This is a genomic window from Nocardiopsis coralliicola, assembly GCF_054779695.1.
In genome coordinates this window covers 82,744-99,414 of record NZ_BAAGXT010000004.1, presented here as the reverse complement: position 1 = coordinate 99,414, position 16,671 = coordinate 82,744, and the positions used below count along the sequence as shown (strand labels likewise).

Genomic DNA, 16,671 nt, shown 5'->3' with positions numbered 1-16,671 from the left:
GCGGGTCGCGGTCGGCCCCGAGGGGAGGCGAGGACGCAGCGCTCACCTCGCGGCCGCTATCCGCTCCGGCACCCGACTGGGGCTGCAGGGCGGCCCGCCGAGCTGCTCCCGCACCCCGCCCGGGACCGCCCGTTCGGCCCTCGGCGCGCGGCCCGGCTGCCCGAGTCCCGGCGCGCGCTGGGCGGTCCGACGGCCCGGTGCGGGCATCGGCGTGGCCGGACCGCGCCCGCGCCCCGGTAGCGTGGCCTCGCATGAGCGGCCCCGAGATCACCGCCGACCTGGTCCGCGACCTGCTGCGGAACCAGCACCCCGACCTCGCGGACCTGCCCCTGCGCGCCGTGGCGGGCGGGTGGGGCAACCAGATGTGGCGGCTGGGGGAGCACCTGGCCGTGCGGATGCCGCGCACCCCTGAGGCTCCCGCGCTGCTGCGCAAGGAGCACCGGTGGCTCCCGCTCCTCGCCCCGCGCCTGCCGCTCGCGGTGCCCGAGCCGGTGCGGATCGGACAGCCTTCGCAGCGCTTCCCTCAGTCCTGGACCGTGATGACCTGGGTCCCCGGCGTCCCGCTGGACTCCGCCCCGCTCCGCCGCGGCCGCCACGCGGCCCAGGCACTGGCCGGCTTCCTCACCGCGCTCCACACGCCGGCGCCCGCGGACGCGCCGGTCAGTGACGACCGCGGCGGCCACCCGCGGGACTACGCCGAGGGCTTCGACCACTTCTTCCGCCAGGCCGTCCCCGAGCACCTCGCCGGCCGCGTCCGCGCCGTGTGGGACGACGCCGCCGCAGCACCGGCGTGGCGGGGCCCGCCGCTGTGGGTGCACGGCGACCTGCACCCCGCCAACGCTGTGGGCGTGCAGGGGACACTTTCGGGGGTCATCGACTTCGGCGACCTGCTCGCCGGCGACCCGGCCTGGGACCTCGCGGCCGCGTGGGTCGTCCTGCCCGCCGGGGCCGCCGCCCCCTTCTTCGACGCCTACGGCCGGGCCGATGCGGCGGCGATCCGCCGCGCCCGCGGCCTGGCCGCCCTGAAGAGCCTCTTCCTCCTGCTGATGGGCCGCAACGGCGACCTCGGCCTGCCCGGCGGAAAACCGGCCTGGGGGCCTGCGGGCGCGGCCGCCCTCGACCGCGTCCTCAACGAGGAGATCCCGGTGGCGGGCCGGAGGTGACCGCAGGCGCGGCGGCGCGCGCGGGTCAGGCGCCGGCGATGTGCTCGCGCCAGTCGGCGTCTGCCTCCATGTCCACCAGCCAGCGGGGGACCACCGACACCGGGAAGGGCGCTTCGGTGCGGAATACCTCATTGCCGAGCACTTTTGCCGCTTCGCGGTAGGTTCCGCCGTCCAGCCGCAGCTCGAATATCGAAGGATTCTCCTCGTCAGGGGTGACTATCCAGTAGGACTCGATCCCAAAGGCCGCGTACTCGTCCCGCTTCGTGTTGGTGTCGCGCAGCACACTCTCCGGGGAGAGCACCTCGATCGCAAGCAGCGGTGGGCGGGTGAATCGAGGCTTCTGGAAGTCCTTACCGTGAAAGACAGCTCCGTCGGGGATGCGGTGGTGGGTCTTCTGCGCGTTGAAATCGATCCCCACCGGGCCTGTAACCACCAGGTCTGAGGGGGCAACGTTGCCAAGGTGATGGGTGATCCGGTACTCGGCGATGGTGTGCAGCGAACCCGGTGAGGGAGACACGTCAAGCCTCCCGTCGACGAGCTCGTAGCGCCGGCCGTCGTCGGGCATGCGCTGAAGGTCCTCGACGGTCAGAGGACGGTCGGGCTGCGCCGACTTCCCGATACTCATGACAGACATGATGCCTCCAAGCGCTCACGGGAACCAGTATTCGGACGCCTGTTCGGGTGCGCGGCTTTCTCTGAAGATCCACGCGCTTTTCTTTTCCAGCGACCAGGTTTTGTAGGAGCCCGAATCAGCGCCGCTCGGCCGCCCCGCGGATCACCCTGCCCCGACCAGCAGTGACAGCACAACGAAACGCGGGGGTCATCGGCGGCTGACGCGGGCGAAACCCGGTGCGGCTTACCTGGAGGGCGAGCGCACCAACCGGGCGCCGCACGGCCGTACCGGAGGGGGAACCCCGCACCATGGCACGACTCGTCGTCCTCGGCTACGGCATGGCCGCCCACCGCCTCATCGAGACGCTGTCGGCCGCCGACACCGCCGGGCGCTGGGCCGTCACGGTCCTGGGCGAGGAGCCCCGCCCGGCCTACGACCGGGTCGCTCTGTCGTCGTTCTTCGACGGCGCATCGGAGGGCGCCCTGGCGCTGGGCGACCAGTCCGGCCGCGCCCAGGTGCGCACCGGCGAGCGGGCGGTGCGCATCGACCGCGCCGCGCGCACCGTCACCACCTCCACCGGGGACATCGTGGCCTACGACGCGCTCGTCCTGGCCACCGGATCGGCGCCGTTCATCCCACCGCTGGCAGGAGCCGACCTGACCGGCTGCCACCCCTACCGCACCATCGGCGACCTGCACGCCATCACCGCCTCCGCCCGCTCGGCCACGACCGGCGCCGTCATCGGCGGCGGCCTGCTCGGCCTGGAAACCGCCAACGCGCTGCGCCTGCTGGGCCTGGACACCCACGTCGTCGAACGCGCCCCGCACCTCATGCCCGCCCAGCTCGACCAGGGCGCCGCCGCGCTGCTGGCCCGCATGGTCGGCGACCTCGGCGTCACCGTGCACACCGGCGCCGACACCACCGCGGTCCTGGCCGGCGCCGGCGGCCGCGTCCGCGCGCTGGCCATGGACGGCGCCGAACTCGCCGCCGACCTCGTGGTGTTCTCCGCCGGCATCCGCCCCCGCGACGAACTCGCCCGCGACGCCGGCCTCGAACTGGGTCCGCGCGGCGGCGCAGCCGTCGACGGCGCCTGCCGCACCAGCGACCCCGCCATCTACGCCATCGGCGAATGCGCCAGCCACGACGGCACCGTCTACGGCCTGCTCGCGCCCGCCACCGCCATGGCCGACACCGCAGCCGACCGGATCGCCGGCGGCAGCGCGTCCTTCACCGGCGCCGACAGCGCCACCAAGCTCAAACTGCTCGGCGTGGACGTGGCCAGCTTCGGCGACGCCCAGGGCCGCACCGCCGGCGCCCTCGACGTCACCGTCAACGACGCCGCAGCCCAGCGCTACGCCAAGCTCGTCGTCTCCGACGACGCCACCACCCTGCTGGGCGGGATCCTGGTCGGCGACGCCTCCCGCTACGCCGCCCTGCGCCCCCTGGCCGGGCGGACGCTGCCCGCAGACCCGCTGGCGCTCATCGCCCCCGACGGCGACCCGGCCGGCGCCGGCGCGCTGCCCGACGACGCCCAGGTCTGCTCCTGCAACGCCGTCACCAAGGGAGCGCTGTGCTCGGCCATCAGCGGCGGCGCCGACGACGTGGCCGCCCTCAAGGGCGCCACCGGCGCCGGCACCAGCTGCGGCTCGTGCGTGCCGATGCTGAAAACCCTGCTGGCCGAGGCCGGCGTGGAGCAGTCCAGCGCCCTGTGCGAGCACTTCGCCCACTCCCGCGCCGCACTCATGGAGATCGTGCGCACCAGCGCCATCACCACCTTCTCCGAGCTGATCGCCGCCCACGGCACCGGCCGCGGCTGCGACGTGTGCAAGCCGGCCGTGGCCTCCATCCTCGCCTCGCTGGGCGGCGGCCACATCCTGGCCGGCGAGCAGGCCGCCCTGCAGGACACCAACGACCACTTCCTCGCCAACATCCAGCGCAACGGCACCTACTCGGTGGTGCCGCGCATCCCCGGCGGCGAGATCACCCCGCAGCGGCTCATCACCATCGGCGAGGTCGCCCGCGACTTCGGCCTCGCCACCAAGATCACCGGCGGCCAGCGCATCGACCTGCTCGGCGCCCGGGTGGAGCAGCTGCCCGCCATCTGGGCGCGCCTGGTCGAGGCCGGCTTCGAATCCGGCCACGCCTACGGCAAGTCGCTGCGCACCGTGAAATCCTGCGTCGGCACCACGTGGTGCCGCTACGGCGTACAGGACTCGGTCACCATGGCCATCGGCCTGGAGCTGCGCTACCGCGGCCTGCGCGCACCGCACAAGATCAAGGCCGCCGTATCGGGGTGCGCCCGCGAATGCGCCGAGGCGCGCAGCAAGGACGTCGGCGTGATCGCCACCGACACGGGCTGGAACCTCTACGTCGGCGGCAACGGCGGCTTCACCCCGCGCCACGCCCGGCTGCTCGCCGCCGACCTGGACGACGCCGCGCTCACCGCGTGCATCGACCGGTTCCTCATGTACTACATCCGCACCGCCGACCGGCTGCAGCGCACCGCGGCCTGGCTGGAGTCGATCGAGGGCGGCCTGGACCACGTGCGCGCCGTCGTCGTCGACGACGCCCTGGGCATCGCCGCCGACCTGGAGGCCGACATGGACGCCCACGCCGCCGGCTACCGGGACGAGTGGCGCGGCGTGCTGGAGGACCCCGGCACGCTGGCCCGCTTCGTGTCCTTCGCCAATGCGCCCGAAGCGCCCGATCCGACCGTCTCCTTCACCACCGTGCGCGACCAGCCCGCCCCCGCCGCACCGGTGGACCTGGGCATGCCGCTGGCCGCCCGCAGCTGAACCCGGCCGCGGCTCCCGCCGCAGTGCGGCCCCGCCCCACCGAGAAAGGACCCGCCGTGACCATCGCACCCACCGCACCCGCCCCCGCAGTGCGCCCCGCCGGCACCGCATGGGTGCCGGCCTGCCCCTCCGAGCGCCTCCAGCCCGAGCGCGGGGTGGCCGTGCTGCTGCCCGACGGCGGACAGGCCGCGCTGTTCCGCACCCACGACGGCGCCTTGTACGCCCTCGACAACATCGACCCCTTCACCGGCGCCGCCGTGCTCTCCCGCGGTATCGTCGGCGACCGCGCCGGCGAGCCCACCGTCGCCTCCCCGATGCTCAAGCACCGCTTCTCCCTGCGCACCGGGGCCAGCCTGGACGACCCGGCGGTGCTCCTGGCCGCCTACCCCGTCCGCGAGCACGGCGGCTGGGTCAGCGTCGGCGCCCGTCCAGCCTGACCCCGCACCGCCCGCCTGCCCCGAGGAGTCCCGATGAGCGCCGCCACCCGGCCCGCCGCGCCGCCCGCCGCCGGCAGCACGGCGCCGCTGGCCGGCTACACCGTGGGCGTCACCGCCGCGCGCCGCGCCGACGAGCTCGCCGCCATGCTGGTCCGCAAGGGGGCCGACGTGGTGTGCGCGCCGGCGCTGCGCATCGTTCCGCTCAGCGACGACCGGGCCCTGGCCGACGCCTCCCGCGCCCTCATCGCCCGGCCCGCCGACATCACCGTCGCCACCACCGGTATCGGTTTCCGCGGCTGGCTGGAAGCGTGCGAGACGTGGGGCCTGGCCGACGACCTGCGCGCTGCGCTGCGCGCCGGCCGGATGCTGGCGCGCGGCCCCAAGGCGACCGGGGCGCTGCGCGCCGCCGGGCTGACCGAGGAGTGGTCGCCGCCTTCGGAGGCCTCCGCCGAACTCCTGGACTACCTGCTGCAGCGCGGTGTGCAGGGGCTGCGCATCGCCGTCCAGCTGCACGGCGAACCGCTGCCCGACTTCTGCGCCGCGCTGCGCATGGCCGGCGCCGACGTCGTCGGCGTGCCCGTCTACCGCTGGACCGCACCGCACGACACCGCGCCGCTGGAGCGGCTGACGGCCGCAGCCGCCGCGGGCGAGATCGACGCCCTGACCTTCACCAGCGCTCCCGCGGCCGCCGGGCTGCTGCAGCACGCCCGCGCAACCGGCGCCGACGGGCCGCTGCTCGCCGCGCTGCGCCGAGAGCGGCCGCTGGCGGCCTGCGTCGGCCCGGTCACGGCCGGCCCGCTGCAGGAGGAGGGCGTGCCGGTGCGGTGGCCGCCGCGCGGCCGGATCGGCGCGCTGGTGCGCCACCTCGCCGAGGAGCTGCCCCGCCGCACGCCGGCGCTGCCCGTCGCCGGCCACACGCTGCGCCTGCGCGGCAGCGCCGCCGAAGTCGACGGCGCGCTGCGCCCGCTCAGCCCGGCCCTGATGCGGCTGCTGCGCGAGCTGGCGGACCGCCCGGGCCGGGTGCGTCCGCGCGCCGAGCTGCTGGCGGCCTTGGGCCCCGACGCCGACGTCCACGCCGTGGAGACGGCGGTGGCGCGGCTGCGCACCGCGCTGGGCCGCCCGGCCCTGATCCAGACCGTGGTCAAGCGCGGCTACCGGCTCGCGCTGCAGCCACCGCACGGTGCGCCCGGCGAGGCCGGCGGCGGCGCTCCCGGCTGATGCCGTGCTGCCGCGGGAGACGGGCCAGAGGCGCTAGCGGGCCTGGCCGGCATACAGGTAGACGCCGAGGTTTTCGGGGCGCCCGTCCAGCCGGATCCGCATCTCCTCCGACGCGGCGCGCGCCATCCCGCGCTTCTCGTAGAAGCCGTAGGTGCACAGCGAGTCGGTGTAGAGGTAGAAATCCGTCCGCCCGTGTTCGCGGAGGTGCCGGATGTAGGCCTGGTACAGCGCCGTGCCCACGCCCGTGCCCCGGGCCGAGGAGTCGACCGCGAAGAGTGTGAGCTCGTCGGTCAGCGGGGCGGAGGTGCTGCTGCGCAGTCTCCGGTAGACGCCGCCGAAGGCGAAGTACTGCGCCAGCGAGGGCAGGTCGGCGAACCCCGTGGCCGCGATTCTGGCGGAGTGCAGCCAGGTCCGCAGGGTGTTCCGGGCGGCGTGGGGAAGGCGCGGATGGCCCGGAACCCGGCCCATGATCACGCCGACTACGCGGTCGCCGTGCACGGCGACCCGGGTGAAGGTGCTGGCCAGGAGCCGCTCGCGGAGGTAGACCTCCAGGGCGCTGTCGAGCAGGTGCTCCTTGCGCATGTAGCGGTGGATATGGAAGGCCTCGTCGAGGATGGGCTTGATGTGTGCGGCGTCGCGTTCGCGGTAGGGGCGGAGGTCGGTGGCGGCCATGGCGGGTCCCGTCGTCGGAGAGCTGGGGCGCCGCGGGTGGGCGGCGTCATTGCGGTGCGCTGTCCGCGGGCTCCGCCAGGGCGGCGAGGAGCTCCGCGAACTGGGCGAGGTCGGCGCGGGCTGCGGCGCTGTCGCGGTGGGCCAGCCAGGACCAGGCGACACCGTTGAGGGCCGCGACGGTGAGGCGGGCGATGGAGCGCGCGTCGCGCTGGAAGGAGAGGCCTGCCTCGCGCTCCAGGCGCCGGATGTAGCGCGTGGCCGTGTCCAGGGAGACCCCGTACTCCCGGCCGGGCAGCGACCGGAGCCCGGGGTCGCGGAGTGCGAATCCGCCGAGGTCGAAGAGGGCGAGCTGGGCGTCGGCGTCGGTCTCGATCTGGGACCAGTAGGCGAGCAGCACTGCGCCGATGCTCTCCTGCGCCTCGCCTCCCGGGGAGATCTCCGGCCACACGGCGTCCAGGTCGATATCGATGTCGCTGGCGAGCAGCTCCGCATAGAGCTCGCTCTTGGAGCGGAAGCAGTAGTGGAAGGCTCCGTGCGGCATGCCCGCCTCTGCGCAGATGGCGCGCGTGGTCGCCGCCGCGGTTCCGTCCCGCTTCATCACTCGCAGCGCGGCCGCGAGCAGGCGCTCGCGCCGCTGATCGGCGCTGATCTGCTGGCGCGGCGGCTTCGCCTCCGGGTCCTCCATGCGTCCACGCTAGCAATTGGCCATGCGCCTTGGCCAGTTGGCCAAACCCGTGCTGCCGGGCGGCAAGGGCTGCCGGGAGAGGGCCGGGCGGGTCAGTCGGAGCGGTCCGCGGCGCGGGGGCCGCGGCGGGAGCGGTAGCTGCGCATCTTGCTCCGGGCGCCGCAGATGTCCATGCTGCACCAGCTGGCGTTGTTGGCGGGGGAGCGGTCGTAGAAGACCCAGCGGCATTCGGGGGCGCGGCAGGCCTTGAGCCGGCCGCGGCGCCCCGCGAACTCGGCGGCGGCCAGGGCGGCCAGGACCGCTCCGGCCAGGGCGCGGACCGGATCGGCGCCGGACACCGGGTGGTCCACTGCCCCGTCGGGGGTCCAGCGCGGGGCGCCGAGCAGTTCGGCGGCTGCCGAACCCAGCCGGCCGCGCGCGGCCGCGCTGCCCTCCAGGTGTCCGCGGATTGCCTCGCGCACCTCGGTGAGCAGCTCCAGTCCCGCGCCGTCCAGGGCCTCGGCGGCCGCACGATGCCCCTGGCGGCGGAGCCAGGAGCGGGCCGCGGGGAGGTCGGCGAAGGCGTCTTCGCCGTAGAGGAAGCGCGCCGAGTCGCAGAAGGACTCCACCGGCGCCAGGTCGTCCGGAGCGGGCGGTCGGTCGTAGGCCATACCGAAGACGTTACCCCCTTGGGTTGTCTTGCGGTAACCGAGCTTGTTACCGTCATCGACATGAAGACGGTAACGACCGATGGCCTCGGCACCCCGCCCCGCGAACACTTCCGCTCCTCCCACGGCGACGTCGCCTGGAGCCGGCACGGCTCCGGCAGCCCAGTCGTCCTCCTGCACGGCACCCCCTTCTCCTCCCTGGTGTGGCACGAGACCGCCGCCGCACTCGCCGCCCGCCACACCGTCTACCTCTACGACATGCCGGGCTACGGCCACTCCGCCCAGTACGACGGCCAGGACGTCTCCCTGCCCGCCCAGCAGCGCGTCCTCGCCGAACTCCTGCAGCACTGGGAACTGGACACGCCCGCCGTCGCCGCACACGACATCGGAGGCGCCCTCGCCCTGCGCACCGCCCTGCTCGAAGGGACGCCCCTCCGCCGCCTCGCCCTCATCGACCCGGTCGCCCTGCGCCCCTGGGGCAGCCCCTTCTACCGCCTCGTCCAGCAGCACGCCGACGTCCTGGGCGCACTGCCGGCGCAGATGCACGAGGCCGCAGTCGGCGCCTACATCGACGGCGCCTCCCACCGCAGAGTCCACCCCGACCTTCGCGCGGCACTGATCAAGCCGTGGACTGGCGAGCAGGGCCAGGCCGCGTTCTACCGCCAGATCGCCCAAGCCGACCAGAGCCACACCGACGCCGCCGAGCAGCGCCTGAGCGAACTCGACCTGCCGGTCACGATCGTGCGGGGCGAAGAAGACACCTGGATCCCGCACGAACGCGGCGCCGAACTGGCCGCCCGCATCCCCGGCGCCCGCCTCCACCTGCTCCCCGGCGCCGGCCACCTGGTCCAGCAGGACGCCCCCGGCCGCCTCGCAGCGCTACTCAGCGGCTTCTTCGCCGACTGACACCCAGAGCCGCGGTCCCGGCTCCATGCCGGCCCCGGCAGTTGGTCCAGTGGCGGGGCCGCCCCTCCAGGGGTGGCGCGGCCAGACAGGGCCCGACAACAAACACTTCGCTCTTCGCTTCCGCCGCCGTGCACCGGCACTCCCGCCGCGAACGGGCGGTAGCGTTCCGCCCCCGACGTCGTTTGCGCCGCGCAGCACCCCGCCCTGACCTCCCTGCCGCGGCCCGAAGGTCGAGCCGAAGGGAGAAGCAGTACTCAATGTCGGGCCCCGTGGAGTGGAACGCCTTCGAACCGGCACGCCATGAGCCCGAGCGTGTCCGCGACGTGCTGCGGTCGGAGCAATTGGCCGAGCTGACTCACGGCCTCAGCGACGCGGACCGGTTCCGGGTCGTGAACAATGCCTTCACCACCCTCCTTGCCGAGCCGATCTACTGGCGCGTGTTTGCCAGCACTGTGGAAGAACTCTTCCCTTCGGACCCGCGCGTCCGCCTCGACCAGCGCGTAGATCTCACTGTTCCGGGAGCGGATTCCCCTTTCGACCCCAAGAGGAACCCAGGCCCTCACCGGTCGGACCAGACGAGGTACATGCAACACCTCGTGGGAATGTTCGATTCGGCGTTTTTCGAGATCTACCAGCCCTCGTCCGGGCCGCACCTGGAGAATCCGAAGCACCCCTACTATCCGATCAGAGCAGCCCAGATGGAATTCCGGCGGGCCATGGGCGCAGGGGAGGGCCAGAGCCTGTTCACCGACATGCAGCGGTTCGGCCGGCAGCAGTTCCTCAACATGCTCTTCGCCGCAGAACGGGTCATGGGCGCGTGGGGCGCGATGACAGCGCAGGAGGCCGAACGCGACCCCGCAGCCCGCCTCCCCACATCGGTCGGCGACTTCGCCTCGGCGCTCCTGCACAACTTCCCCCTGGTGCTGCAAACGACGCGCATGTCCCCGGTTCCCGTCGACAGCATCGTCCTCGGAGTCGTCACGTGGCAGCCGGGAGCGCTTGAACTCATTCGAGACACCTACGGGGAACCGGCCGTGGAGCGCTTCCTCAAGGAGTACCGGCAGCGCCAAGGACAGGATTTCGCCGCCGACCTCTCCCACGTGCGGCGCTGGGACACTGCGGCGGGCACCACGCTCCCTGACGTCGGCCTCCGCCTTCTCCCCACCAGCGAGGACAAGCGCGCCGGACGGGCACCGAGCGGGTTCGCCACGGGCGGCAAGGGCCGCTGCCCGGCCCCGGAGACCGCCGCCGTGCCCGCAGCCCTCTCGAAGCTCGGTCCGCCCGGTTCACCCGACTGGGCCCGCCACGCGCTCCGCAAAATCGAAACCCTGCGTGCCACCGGCTTCCTGCCCGACCGCGGCGCCCCGCGCGCCAAGGGGCGCACTTCCATCGCCGAGCTGCTCTGGATCCCCTGCGCGGTCCACCTGGACAAGCTGGTCGCCGGCCGCACCACCGCAGCCGGCACAACCATCGCCCCCGGCCCGCCCTGGGGCAGCGTCGTCGGCATCAGCGCGGCAGACACACCGCGGCACACCACCCGTCCCGGTTCGCGCGCCCCGTCACCGCGCACTGCGACCGGGCCGCGTCCCAAGCCCGGCGCGACGCTGTTCCGCCCCGCCGCACACCGCCGCTGACCCGCTCCGCCGCGCCGCGGCGGCCCCCGGTAAGGTCGCGCCCATGCACGACATCCCCCTCGCCAGCGGACCGGTGCGCCGTGGCTGAGCAGCGCGACCGCGCGCGCGGACTGGCCTTCGCCGTCGCCTCCGCCCTGGCGTTCGGCGGATCCGGACCGGCCGCCCGGCCGCTGCTGGACGCCGGCGTCGACCCCCTGCACGTCACCTGGCTCCGAGTGGCCGGGGCCGCCCTCATCCTCGCGCCGCTGGCCGTGCGCCACCGCAGGGCCCTGCGCACCCACCCGGCACTGCTGCTGGCCTACGGCGTCTTCCCGATGGCCGGCGTGCAGGGCTTCTACTTCGCCGCAATCGCCCGCATCCCCGTCGGCGTCGCCCTGCTCATCGAGTTCCTCGGCCCCGTCCTCGTCCTGGGCTGGGTCCGCTTCGTGCGGCGCCGCCGGGTACCCCGCTCGGCCGCCTGGGGCGTCCTGCTCGCCCTCATCGGCCTGGCCTTCCTCGTCGAAGCCTGGGCCGGCATCCGCCTCGACGGCCCCGGCCTGGCCCTCGCGCTCGGAGCCGCCGCCTGCCAGGCCGCCTACTTCCTGCTCTCCGACGCCGCATCCGCCGACGTCGACCCGATGGCGCTGGTCTCCTACGGCTGCCTCACCGCAGCACTGCTCCTCACCCCGATCGCCGCGCCCTGGACCCTGCCCTGGCCCGCCCTCGCCGGCTCCGCGACCCTGGGCGGGGCCGAACTGCCCGCGGCGCTACTGGTGGTCTGGCTGGCCGCCGTCACCACCGCCCTGGCCTATGCCACCGGCATCGCCGCCATCCGCCGGCTGTCGCCGACGGTCGCCGGACCGGTGGCCTACCTCGAAGTCGTCACCGCCATCGCCCTGGCCTGGCTGCTGCTCGGCGAAGCCCTCACCCCCGTGCAGAGCCTGGGCGCCGCCGTCATCATCGCCGGCGCCTACCTGGCCCAGCGCGCCGTCCCCGAGAAACCGGACCGCCACCCCGAGCCCGCCCCGACCTGAACCGCTCGGACACACACCGGCCGCCCCTCAGCGGACGGGGGAGTGGAGCACAGCAGAACGGCCGGCCCCGCATCCCGGGGCCGGCCGCACACACGAACCGGGTACTGCGCCGCCGGCGCCCGCTCACGGGCCGCCGGCCGGCGCCGCCACTCCCTAGCGCTCGGCCTCCCCGGCCCGGCCATCACCCTGAGCGCGCTCACGCAGGTACAGCGGCGTGCGCGACACCGGCACCCGCCCCCAGCGCCGCCGCACCTCATAGGCCACCAGCGCCACGAACAGCGACCCCAGCGTCGCCAGCAGCGGCGGCCGCTGATCCGGCAGGAACGCCATCGCCACCAGCACCGATACCAGGCCGGCCAGCGTCACCCAGGACAGCCACGGAAAGCCCCACATGCGGAACCGCACCGACTCCGGGTCCTCCCGCCGCAGCCGCCGCCCCAGCACCACCTGCGAGGCCACGATCGTAATGAACAGCACCAGCAGGATCGCGCCGATCGAGGCCACCAGGAACCCGAAGACCTCCTCGGCCCACAGGTAGTTCGCGATCACCGACGCATAGCCCACCACGGTACCCAGCAGGATCGCGCGCACCGGCACCCCGCGCCGGCTCACCCCCGCCAGGCCGTGCGGAGCATCGCCCTGCAGCGTCAGCACATGCAGCATCCGCGAGGAGGTGTACATCGCCGCGTTCAGCACGCTCAGCACCGCGATGAACACCACGATCTCCATGATCAGCGGCGCCGCCGGCACCCCCACCGTCTCCATCACCGTCACGAACGGGCTCTTCAGCAGCTCCGCGGTATCCCACGGCACCACCGCCACCACCACCAGGATGGAGGCGATGTAGAACAGCCCGATCCGCCACAGCACATTGGTCGTGGCGCGGGCCACGTTGTGCTCGGGCTCGGCACTCTCCCCGGCCGCGATCGTCACGATCTCCACGCCGCCGAAGGAGAACAGCACCACCACCGTCGCGGCCAGCACCGCCAGCCAGCCATTGGGCGCAAACCCGCCGTGCTCCCACAGGTTCGCCAGCGTCGCGCCGCCGCCACCGGGCCACAGCCCCAGCGCATACAGCCCGCCCAGGATCAGAAAACCCACGATCGTGGCGACCTTGACCAGCGAGAACAGCGACTCCGTCTCACCGAACACGCGCACCGAGATCAGGTTCGCCGCCGTCATCGCCACCAGCAGCAGCAGCGACAGCAGCCACCCGTCCAGCGGCACCCAGTTCGCCAGGATCGCCGCACCGGCCACCGCCTCGGCCGCCACCAGCACCGCATACATCCACCAGTACATCCAGCCGATGGCGAAACCGGCCCGCGGCCCCAGCGCCAGCCGCGCATAGTCGGAGAACGAACCCGTCGCCGGCCGCGCCACCACCATCTCACCCAGCGCCCGCAGCGTCAGCAGCACCAGCGCGCCGGCCAGCGCATAGGAGACGATCGCCGCCGGCCCGGCCGAATTGATCACCGCCCCCGAGCCGATGAACAGCCCGGCACCGACCGAGCCGCCGATCGCGATCATCGACATATGGCGCCGGCGCAGCGACTGCGCCAGGCGCGGGGGCTGCGGCGCGGCAGCCGCGGGGGAGTCTTGCTTGTCCGGCCCATCCGAAAGGGCCCCATCGTGCGAGGTCACGAGCGCAAAGGCTACGCCGTATAGCGCCGATCACCCAACGCCGCGGGCCCCAGAGCGCCGCAGCGCACCCCCGAAGTGGCCGAAGTCACCGACACCCGCGCCAACCGGACACCGGTACCGGAACGCCTCACTCGGCGCCGCCGTCCTCCTCCGGCGCGCACAGCTCCAGCGCCGCCCGCGCCTCCTCCTCGCTCAGCAGCCCGTCACAGGCCGCCGCACGCAGCACGTCGCGAGCGAACAGCATGTGCTGGCGCACCCGACCCGCCGGCCACGCAACCCGGCCGTCCCGCCACAGCGGACGCACCGCCACAAATGCCCGCGCATCCGCGATACGCCCCGCATCCAGCGCGGCCACCAGCTCTTCGCGCGCTCCCATCACCGATTCCTCCACCGGCCCGCAGCAGGCCGCCACCGGCCCTTGCGACACTGCGGCCACTGCGACCGACGGTAGCGGCCCGGAACCGCCCGCACCCGCGATTCGCCCCGATCCGCACCTGCACGGCCCACCCCCTCAGGAAGCGCCCGACGCTCCGTCGGCCTCCACTGCGGAGCGCCCCTCCCGGCGCCGCCGGGCCGCCCGCATCTCCTGCAGCTCCACCACGTCGGCCGCATCGGCCACGATCCGCCCGAAGTTGTGCGGCTGGTCCAGGCTCACCATGTGCCCGGCCCGGGGGATATTGAGCAGCCGGCCCTGCGCGCACACATCCAGAAACCGCTTCTCATGGATCCGGAAATGGTCCCGGGCGCCGTTCACCAGCCACACCGGACCCGGATACGACGACAGCGCCCCCAGCACGTCCAAGTCGGCGATCTCGTCAATCACCTTGCGCGCCGCCTCCATCGCCAGCCCGCCGCCCAGCACCGCCTCGGCCCCCTCACCCGGCAGCGTCATCCGGTGGAACCGCTCGTTGACCGCCGCACCCTTGTCCGGCAGCACATCCAGCAGCGCCGCCGGAATCCGGTACACGTGCGCCAGCGACTGCGCCGGCCGCGCCGTACAGCTCGCCGCCACCAGACCGCCGATCCTCTCCGGCGCCGCCGCGGCCGCCGCGATCGACACGAACCCGCCCAGGCTCAACCCCACCAGCAGCGGCCGCCCGCCCACCGCGTCGGCCGCCTCCAGCACCGCATCCACCGCCGACCCCAGCGAGAACACCTCGCCGCGCCGCCCACCGTGGCCGGGCAGGTCCGGCGCCACCACGAGGCGCCCCCGCTCACCCAGCTCCGCCACCTGGGGGCGCCACATCGACGACGACACCCGCAGGCCGTGCACCAGCACCACGCCCACACTCATCAACGGCTCCCGTCCGATCCGATGGCCCGCAGACCCCACACGAATAGCACACCCGCCCTGCGCAGCCCCTCAGAGCGCGTAGACCGCCGTCACCGGCGCGTGGTCGGACCACCGCTGGTCGTAGGAGGCCGCCCGCTCCACCTCCGCGCGCACCGCGGACCGCGCCAGCTCCGCCGTCGCCGCGTGGTAGTCGATCCGCCACCCCGCATCATTGTCGAAGGCCCGGCCGCGATAGGACCACCACGAGTACGGGCCCTCGGCGTCCGGGTGCAGCGCGCGCACCACGTCCACCAGCCCCACCTCGCCGAACACCCGGGACAGCCACGCGCGCTCCTCGGGCAGGAACCCCGAGTTCTTCCGATTGCCGCGCCAGTTCTTCAGGTCGGCCTCGCGGTGGGCGATGTTGAAGTCCCCGCACACCAGCAGCGACCGGCCCTGCGCCTCCACCTCGGCCCTGCGCCGCACCAGGTAGTCGCCGAACGCCGCCATGAACCGCTCCTTCTCGGCCTGGCGCTCCGTCCCCACCTCACCCGAGGGCAGGTACAGGCTGCCCACCGACACCCGGCCGAGGTCGGCCTCCAGATAGCGGCCCGCGCCGGCGAACTCCGCCGCCGCGCCGCTGTCCCCGAAGCCGACGCGCACCGCATCGGGCCCGGTACGGCTATACACCGCCACCCCCGAGCGGCCGCGCACCCGCGACGGCGCCACGGACACATGCCAGCCCGCCGGATCGGCCACCGCCGCGGGCAGCTGCTCAGGTTCCGCCCGCACCTCCTGCAGGCACACCACGTCGGCCGAGCACCCCGCCAGCCACTCCGCAAACCCCTTGCGGGCCGCAGCGCGCAGCCCGTTCACATTGACCGTCGAAATCGTCAGAGACACGGAGGCAACCCTACGGCCGCGCCATGCACCGCGCGGAGCCGCCGGCCGGCCCCGCCTCGGGGCCTGGGCCGGCGGCTCGGGAGCGGGGCAGCGATCAGCCCGGGGCGCGCCTGCTGAGCCGCTCCCAGTCCCGGTACAGCTGCGCCGTCTCGAGGTCGGACTCCAGGACGTGGTCGAAGGACTGGCTGCCCACGATCAGCCGCCGCGGCGGATCCTCCAACCCCACCAGCTCCATGATCACCGGCGCCGCCGTCTCCGGCCCGGGCCCGGCCTCCTCACCCCACATCTGCTCCATCTCGGTGCGCAGCGGGCGGTAGTGCTCCAGCGGTTCGGTCATGGTCATACCCGCGGAGAACAGGCCGGTGGTGTAGCCCCCCATCTGCACGACGGTCACCTTCACGCCCAGCCCGGCGACCTCCATCGCCAGGGCCTCGCTGACCGAGTCCAGCGCGGCCTTGCCCGCACCGTAGAAGCCGACGGTGGCCATGCCGCCGCCGCTGCCCATGGACGTGACCTGGAGGAGCCGGCCCTTGCTCGCACGCAGGTGGGGGAGGGCGGCCTGGGCCACCCACACGGCGCCGAAGAAGTTGACGTCCAGGTGGGCGCGGATCTGCGCCTCCGTGGACTCCTCCACCATGCCGTAGAGCATGGCGCCGGCGTTGTTGACGACGATGTCGAGCCCGCCGAAGGCGGCCGCCGCCTCCTCCACGCCGCCGAAAACGCCCTGGCGGTCGGACACGTCCAGGGCCAGGGGCCGCAGCTGGCCGGGGTGGCGCTCGGCGAGGCTGTCCAGCGGCGCGGGGTTGCGGGCGGCGGCGACGACGCGGTCGCCGGCGGCCAGGGCGGCCTCGGTGAAGGCGCGGCCCAGGCCGCGGGAGGCGCCGGTGATGAACCAGGTGCGGGGATGGGCCATGGGGGCTCCTTCTGCTGCAGGGCTGCCGGCGGCGCTGCCTCCCGCCGACCAATACGGTCCGTCTCGTTTCGATGTGAGCCTAGGGGGCCCAGTTCTCCCGAAGGCCCGGCAACAGGACAAGTAACCCGTAAGTAACTTAAAGTCCAGTTCGAGATCAC

Annotated in this window: 16 protein-coding genes; 7 read left to right on the top strand and 9 right to left on the bottom strand. The window is 73.8% G+C overall.

The window, feature by feature from the left end; genetic code table 11:
• Positions 1 to 251: 251 nt before the first annotated feature.
• Positions 252 to 1,163, top strand: a complete 912-nt coding sequence (locus tag ACYVGT_RS04875; RefSeq protein ID WP_460855187.1) for a phosphotransferase — start codon at positions 252 to 254, stop codon at positions 1,161 to 1,163.
• 25 nt (positions 1,164 to 1,188) lie between these two features.
• Here the strand turns inward: ACYVGT_RS04875 and ACYVGT_RS04870 are convergent, their stop codons facing one another.
• Positions 1,189 to 1,797: a Uma2 family endonuclease gene (locus ACYVGT_RS04870; protein WP_460855186.1), complete on the bottom strand. Its 609-nt coding sequence runs from the start codon at positions 1,795 to 1,797 to the stop codon at positions 1,189 to 1,191.
• Positions 1,798 to 2,084: 287 nt separating this feature from the next.
• Between ACYVGT_RS04870 and nirB the strand changes: the two genes are divergently transcribed.
• The 3 genes from nirB to ACYVGT_RS04855 are packed head-to-tail and all read left to right on the top strand — an operon-like array spanning position 2,085 to position 6,226.
• On the top strand, positions 2,085 to 4,571 hold the full coding sequence (nirB, locus tag ACYVGT_RS04865) for a nitrite reductase large subunit NirB (protein WP_460855185.1): 2,487 nt from the start codon (positions 2,085 to 2,087) through the stop codon (positions 4,569 to 4,571).
• Between the two features lie 56 nt (positions 4,572 to 4,627).
• Positions 4,628 to 5,008, top strand: a complete 381-nt coding sequence (gene nirD / locus ACYVGT_RS04860; protein WP_460855184.1) for a nitrite reductase small subunit NirD — start codon at positions 4,628 to 4,630, stop codon at positions 5,006 to 5,008.
• A gap of 33 nt (positions 5,009 to 5,041) precedes the next feature.
• Entirely contained in the window at positions 5,042 to 6,226 is a 1,185-nt protein-coding gene (locus tag ACYVGT_RS04855; protein WP_460855183.1) for a uroporphyrinogen-III synthase, read from the top strand.
• 33 nt (positions 6,227 to 6,259) lie between these two features.
• Here the strand turns inward: ACYVGT_RS04855 and ACYVGT_RS04850 are convergent, their stop codons facing one another.
• From ACYVGT_RS04850 to ACYVGT_RS04840, 3 genes are all read right to left on the bottom strand, one after another.
• A complete protein-coding gene (locus ACYVGT_RS04850) occupies positions 6,260 to 6,898 on the bottom strand; it encodes a GNAT family N-acetyltransferase (protein WP_460855182.1) in 639 nt (212 codons plus the stop codon).
• Positions 6,899 to 6,944: 46 nt separating this feature from the next.
• Positions 6,945 to 7,583, bottom strand: coding sequence for a TetR/AcrR family transcriptional regulator (locus ACYVGT_RS04845; RefSeq protein ID WP_460855181.1), 639 nt, complete (start codon positions 7,581 to 7,583; stop codon positions 6,945 to 6,947).
• A 92-nt stretch (positions 7,584 to 7,675) separates the two neighbouring features.
• Positions 7,676 to 8,233, bottom strand: a complete 558-nt coding sequence (locus ACYVGT_RS04840; protein ID WP_460855180.1) for a CGNR zinc finger domain-containing protein — start codon at positions 8,231 to 8,233, stop codon at positions 7,676 to 7,678.
• A gap of 60 nt (positions 8,234 to 8,293) precedes the next feature.
• On the opposite strand from ACYVGT_RS04840, the gene ACYVGT_RS04835 reads away from it, so the two are divergent.
• The 3 genes from ACYVGT_RS04835 (at position 8,294) to ACYVGT_RS04825 (ending at position 11,783) form a co-directional block, all read left to right on the top strand.
• Positions 8,294 to 9,136: an alpha/beta fold hydrolase gene (locus ACYVGT_RS04835; protein ID WP_460855179.1), complete on the top strand. Its 843-nt coding sequence runs from the start codon at positions 8,294 to 8,296 to the stop codon at positions 9,134 to 9,136.
• Positions 9,137 to 9,405: 269 nt separating this feature from the next.
• Entirely contained in the window at positions 9,406 to 10,770 is a 1,365-nt protein-coding gene (locus ACYVGT_RS04830; protein ID WP_460855178.1) for a hypothetical protein, read from the top strand.
• Positions 10,771 to 10,850: 80 nt separating this feature from the next.
• Positions 10,851 to 11,783 (top strand): EamA family transporter, encoded by a 933-nt coding sequence (locus ACYVGT_RS04825; RefSeq protein WP_460855177.1) that lies wholly within the window; start codon positions 10,851 to 10,853, stop codon positions 11,781 to 11,783.
• A 153-nt stretch (positions 11,784 to 11,936) separates the two neighbouring features.
• On the opposite strand, the gene ACYVGT_RS04820 is transcribed toward ACYVGT_RS04825, so the two are convergent.
• The 5 genes from ACYVGT_RS04820 to ACYVGT_RS04800 form a co-directional block, all read right to left on the bottom strand.
• On the bottom strand, positions 11,937 to 13,316 hold the full coding sequence (locus ACYVGT_RS04820; RefSeq protein ID WP_460855328.1) for an amino acid permease: 1,380 nt from the start codon (positions 13,314 to 13,316) through the stop codon (positions 11,937 to 11,939).
• A gap of 235 nt (positions 13,317 to 13,551) precedes the next feature.
• The gene (locus ACYVGT_RS04815) at positions 13,552 to 13,800 is read right to left on the bottom strand and encodes a hypothetical protein (RefSeq protein WP_460855176.1); all 249 of its coding nucleotides are present in this window, start codon (positions 13,798 to 13,800) and stop codon (positions 13,552 to 13,554) included.
• A 135-nt stretch (positions 13,801 to 13,935) separates the two neighbouring features.
• On the bottom strand, positions 13,936 to 14,718 hold the full coding sequence (locus ACYVGT_RS04810; RefSeq protein ID WP_460855175.1) for an alpha/beta fold hydrolase: 783 nt from the start codon (positions 14,716 to 14,718) through the stop codon (positions 13,936 to 13,938).
• A gap of 69 nt (positions 14,719 to 14,787) precedes the next feature.
• Entirely contained in the window at positions 14,788 to 15,594 is an 807-nt protein-coding gene (locus ACYVGT_RS04805) for an exodeoxyribonuclease III (RefSeq protein ID WP_460855327.1), read from the bottom strand.
• A 100-nt stretch (positions 15,595 to 15,694) separates the two neighbouring features.
• The gene (locus ACYVGT_RS04800) at positions 15,695 to 16,513 is read right to left on the bottom strand and encodes an SDR family NAD(P)-dependent oxidoreductase (RefSeq protein WP_460855174.1); all 819 of its coding nucleotides are present in this window, start codon (positions 16,511 to 16,513) and stop codon (positions 15,695 to 15,697) included.
• Positions 16,514 to 16,671: the final 158 nt, after the last annotated feature.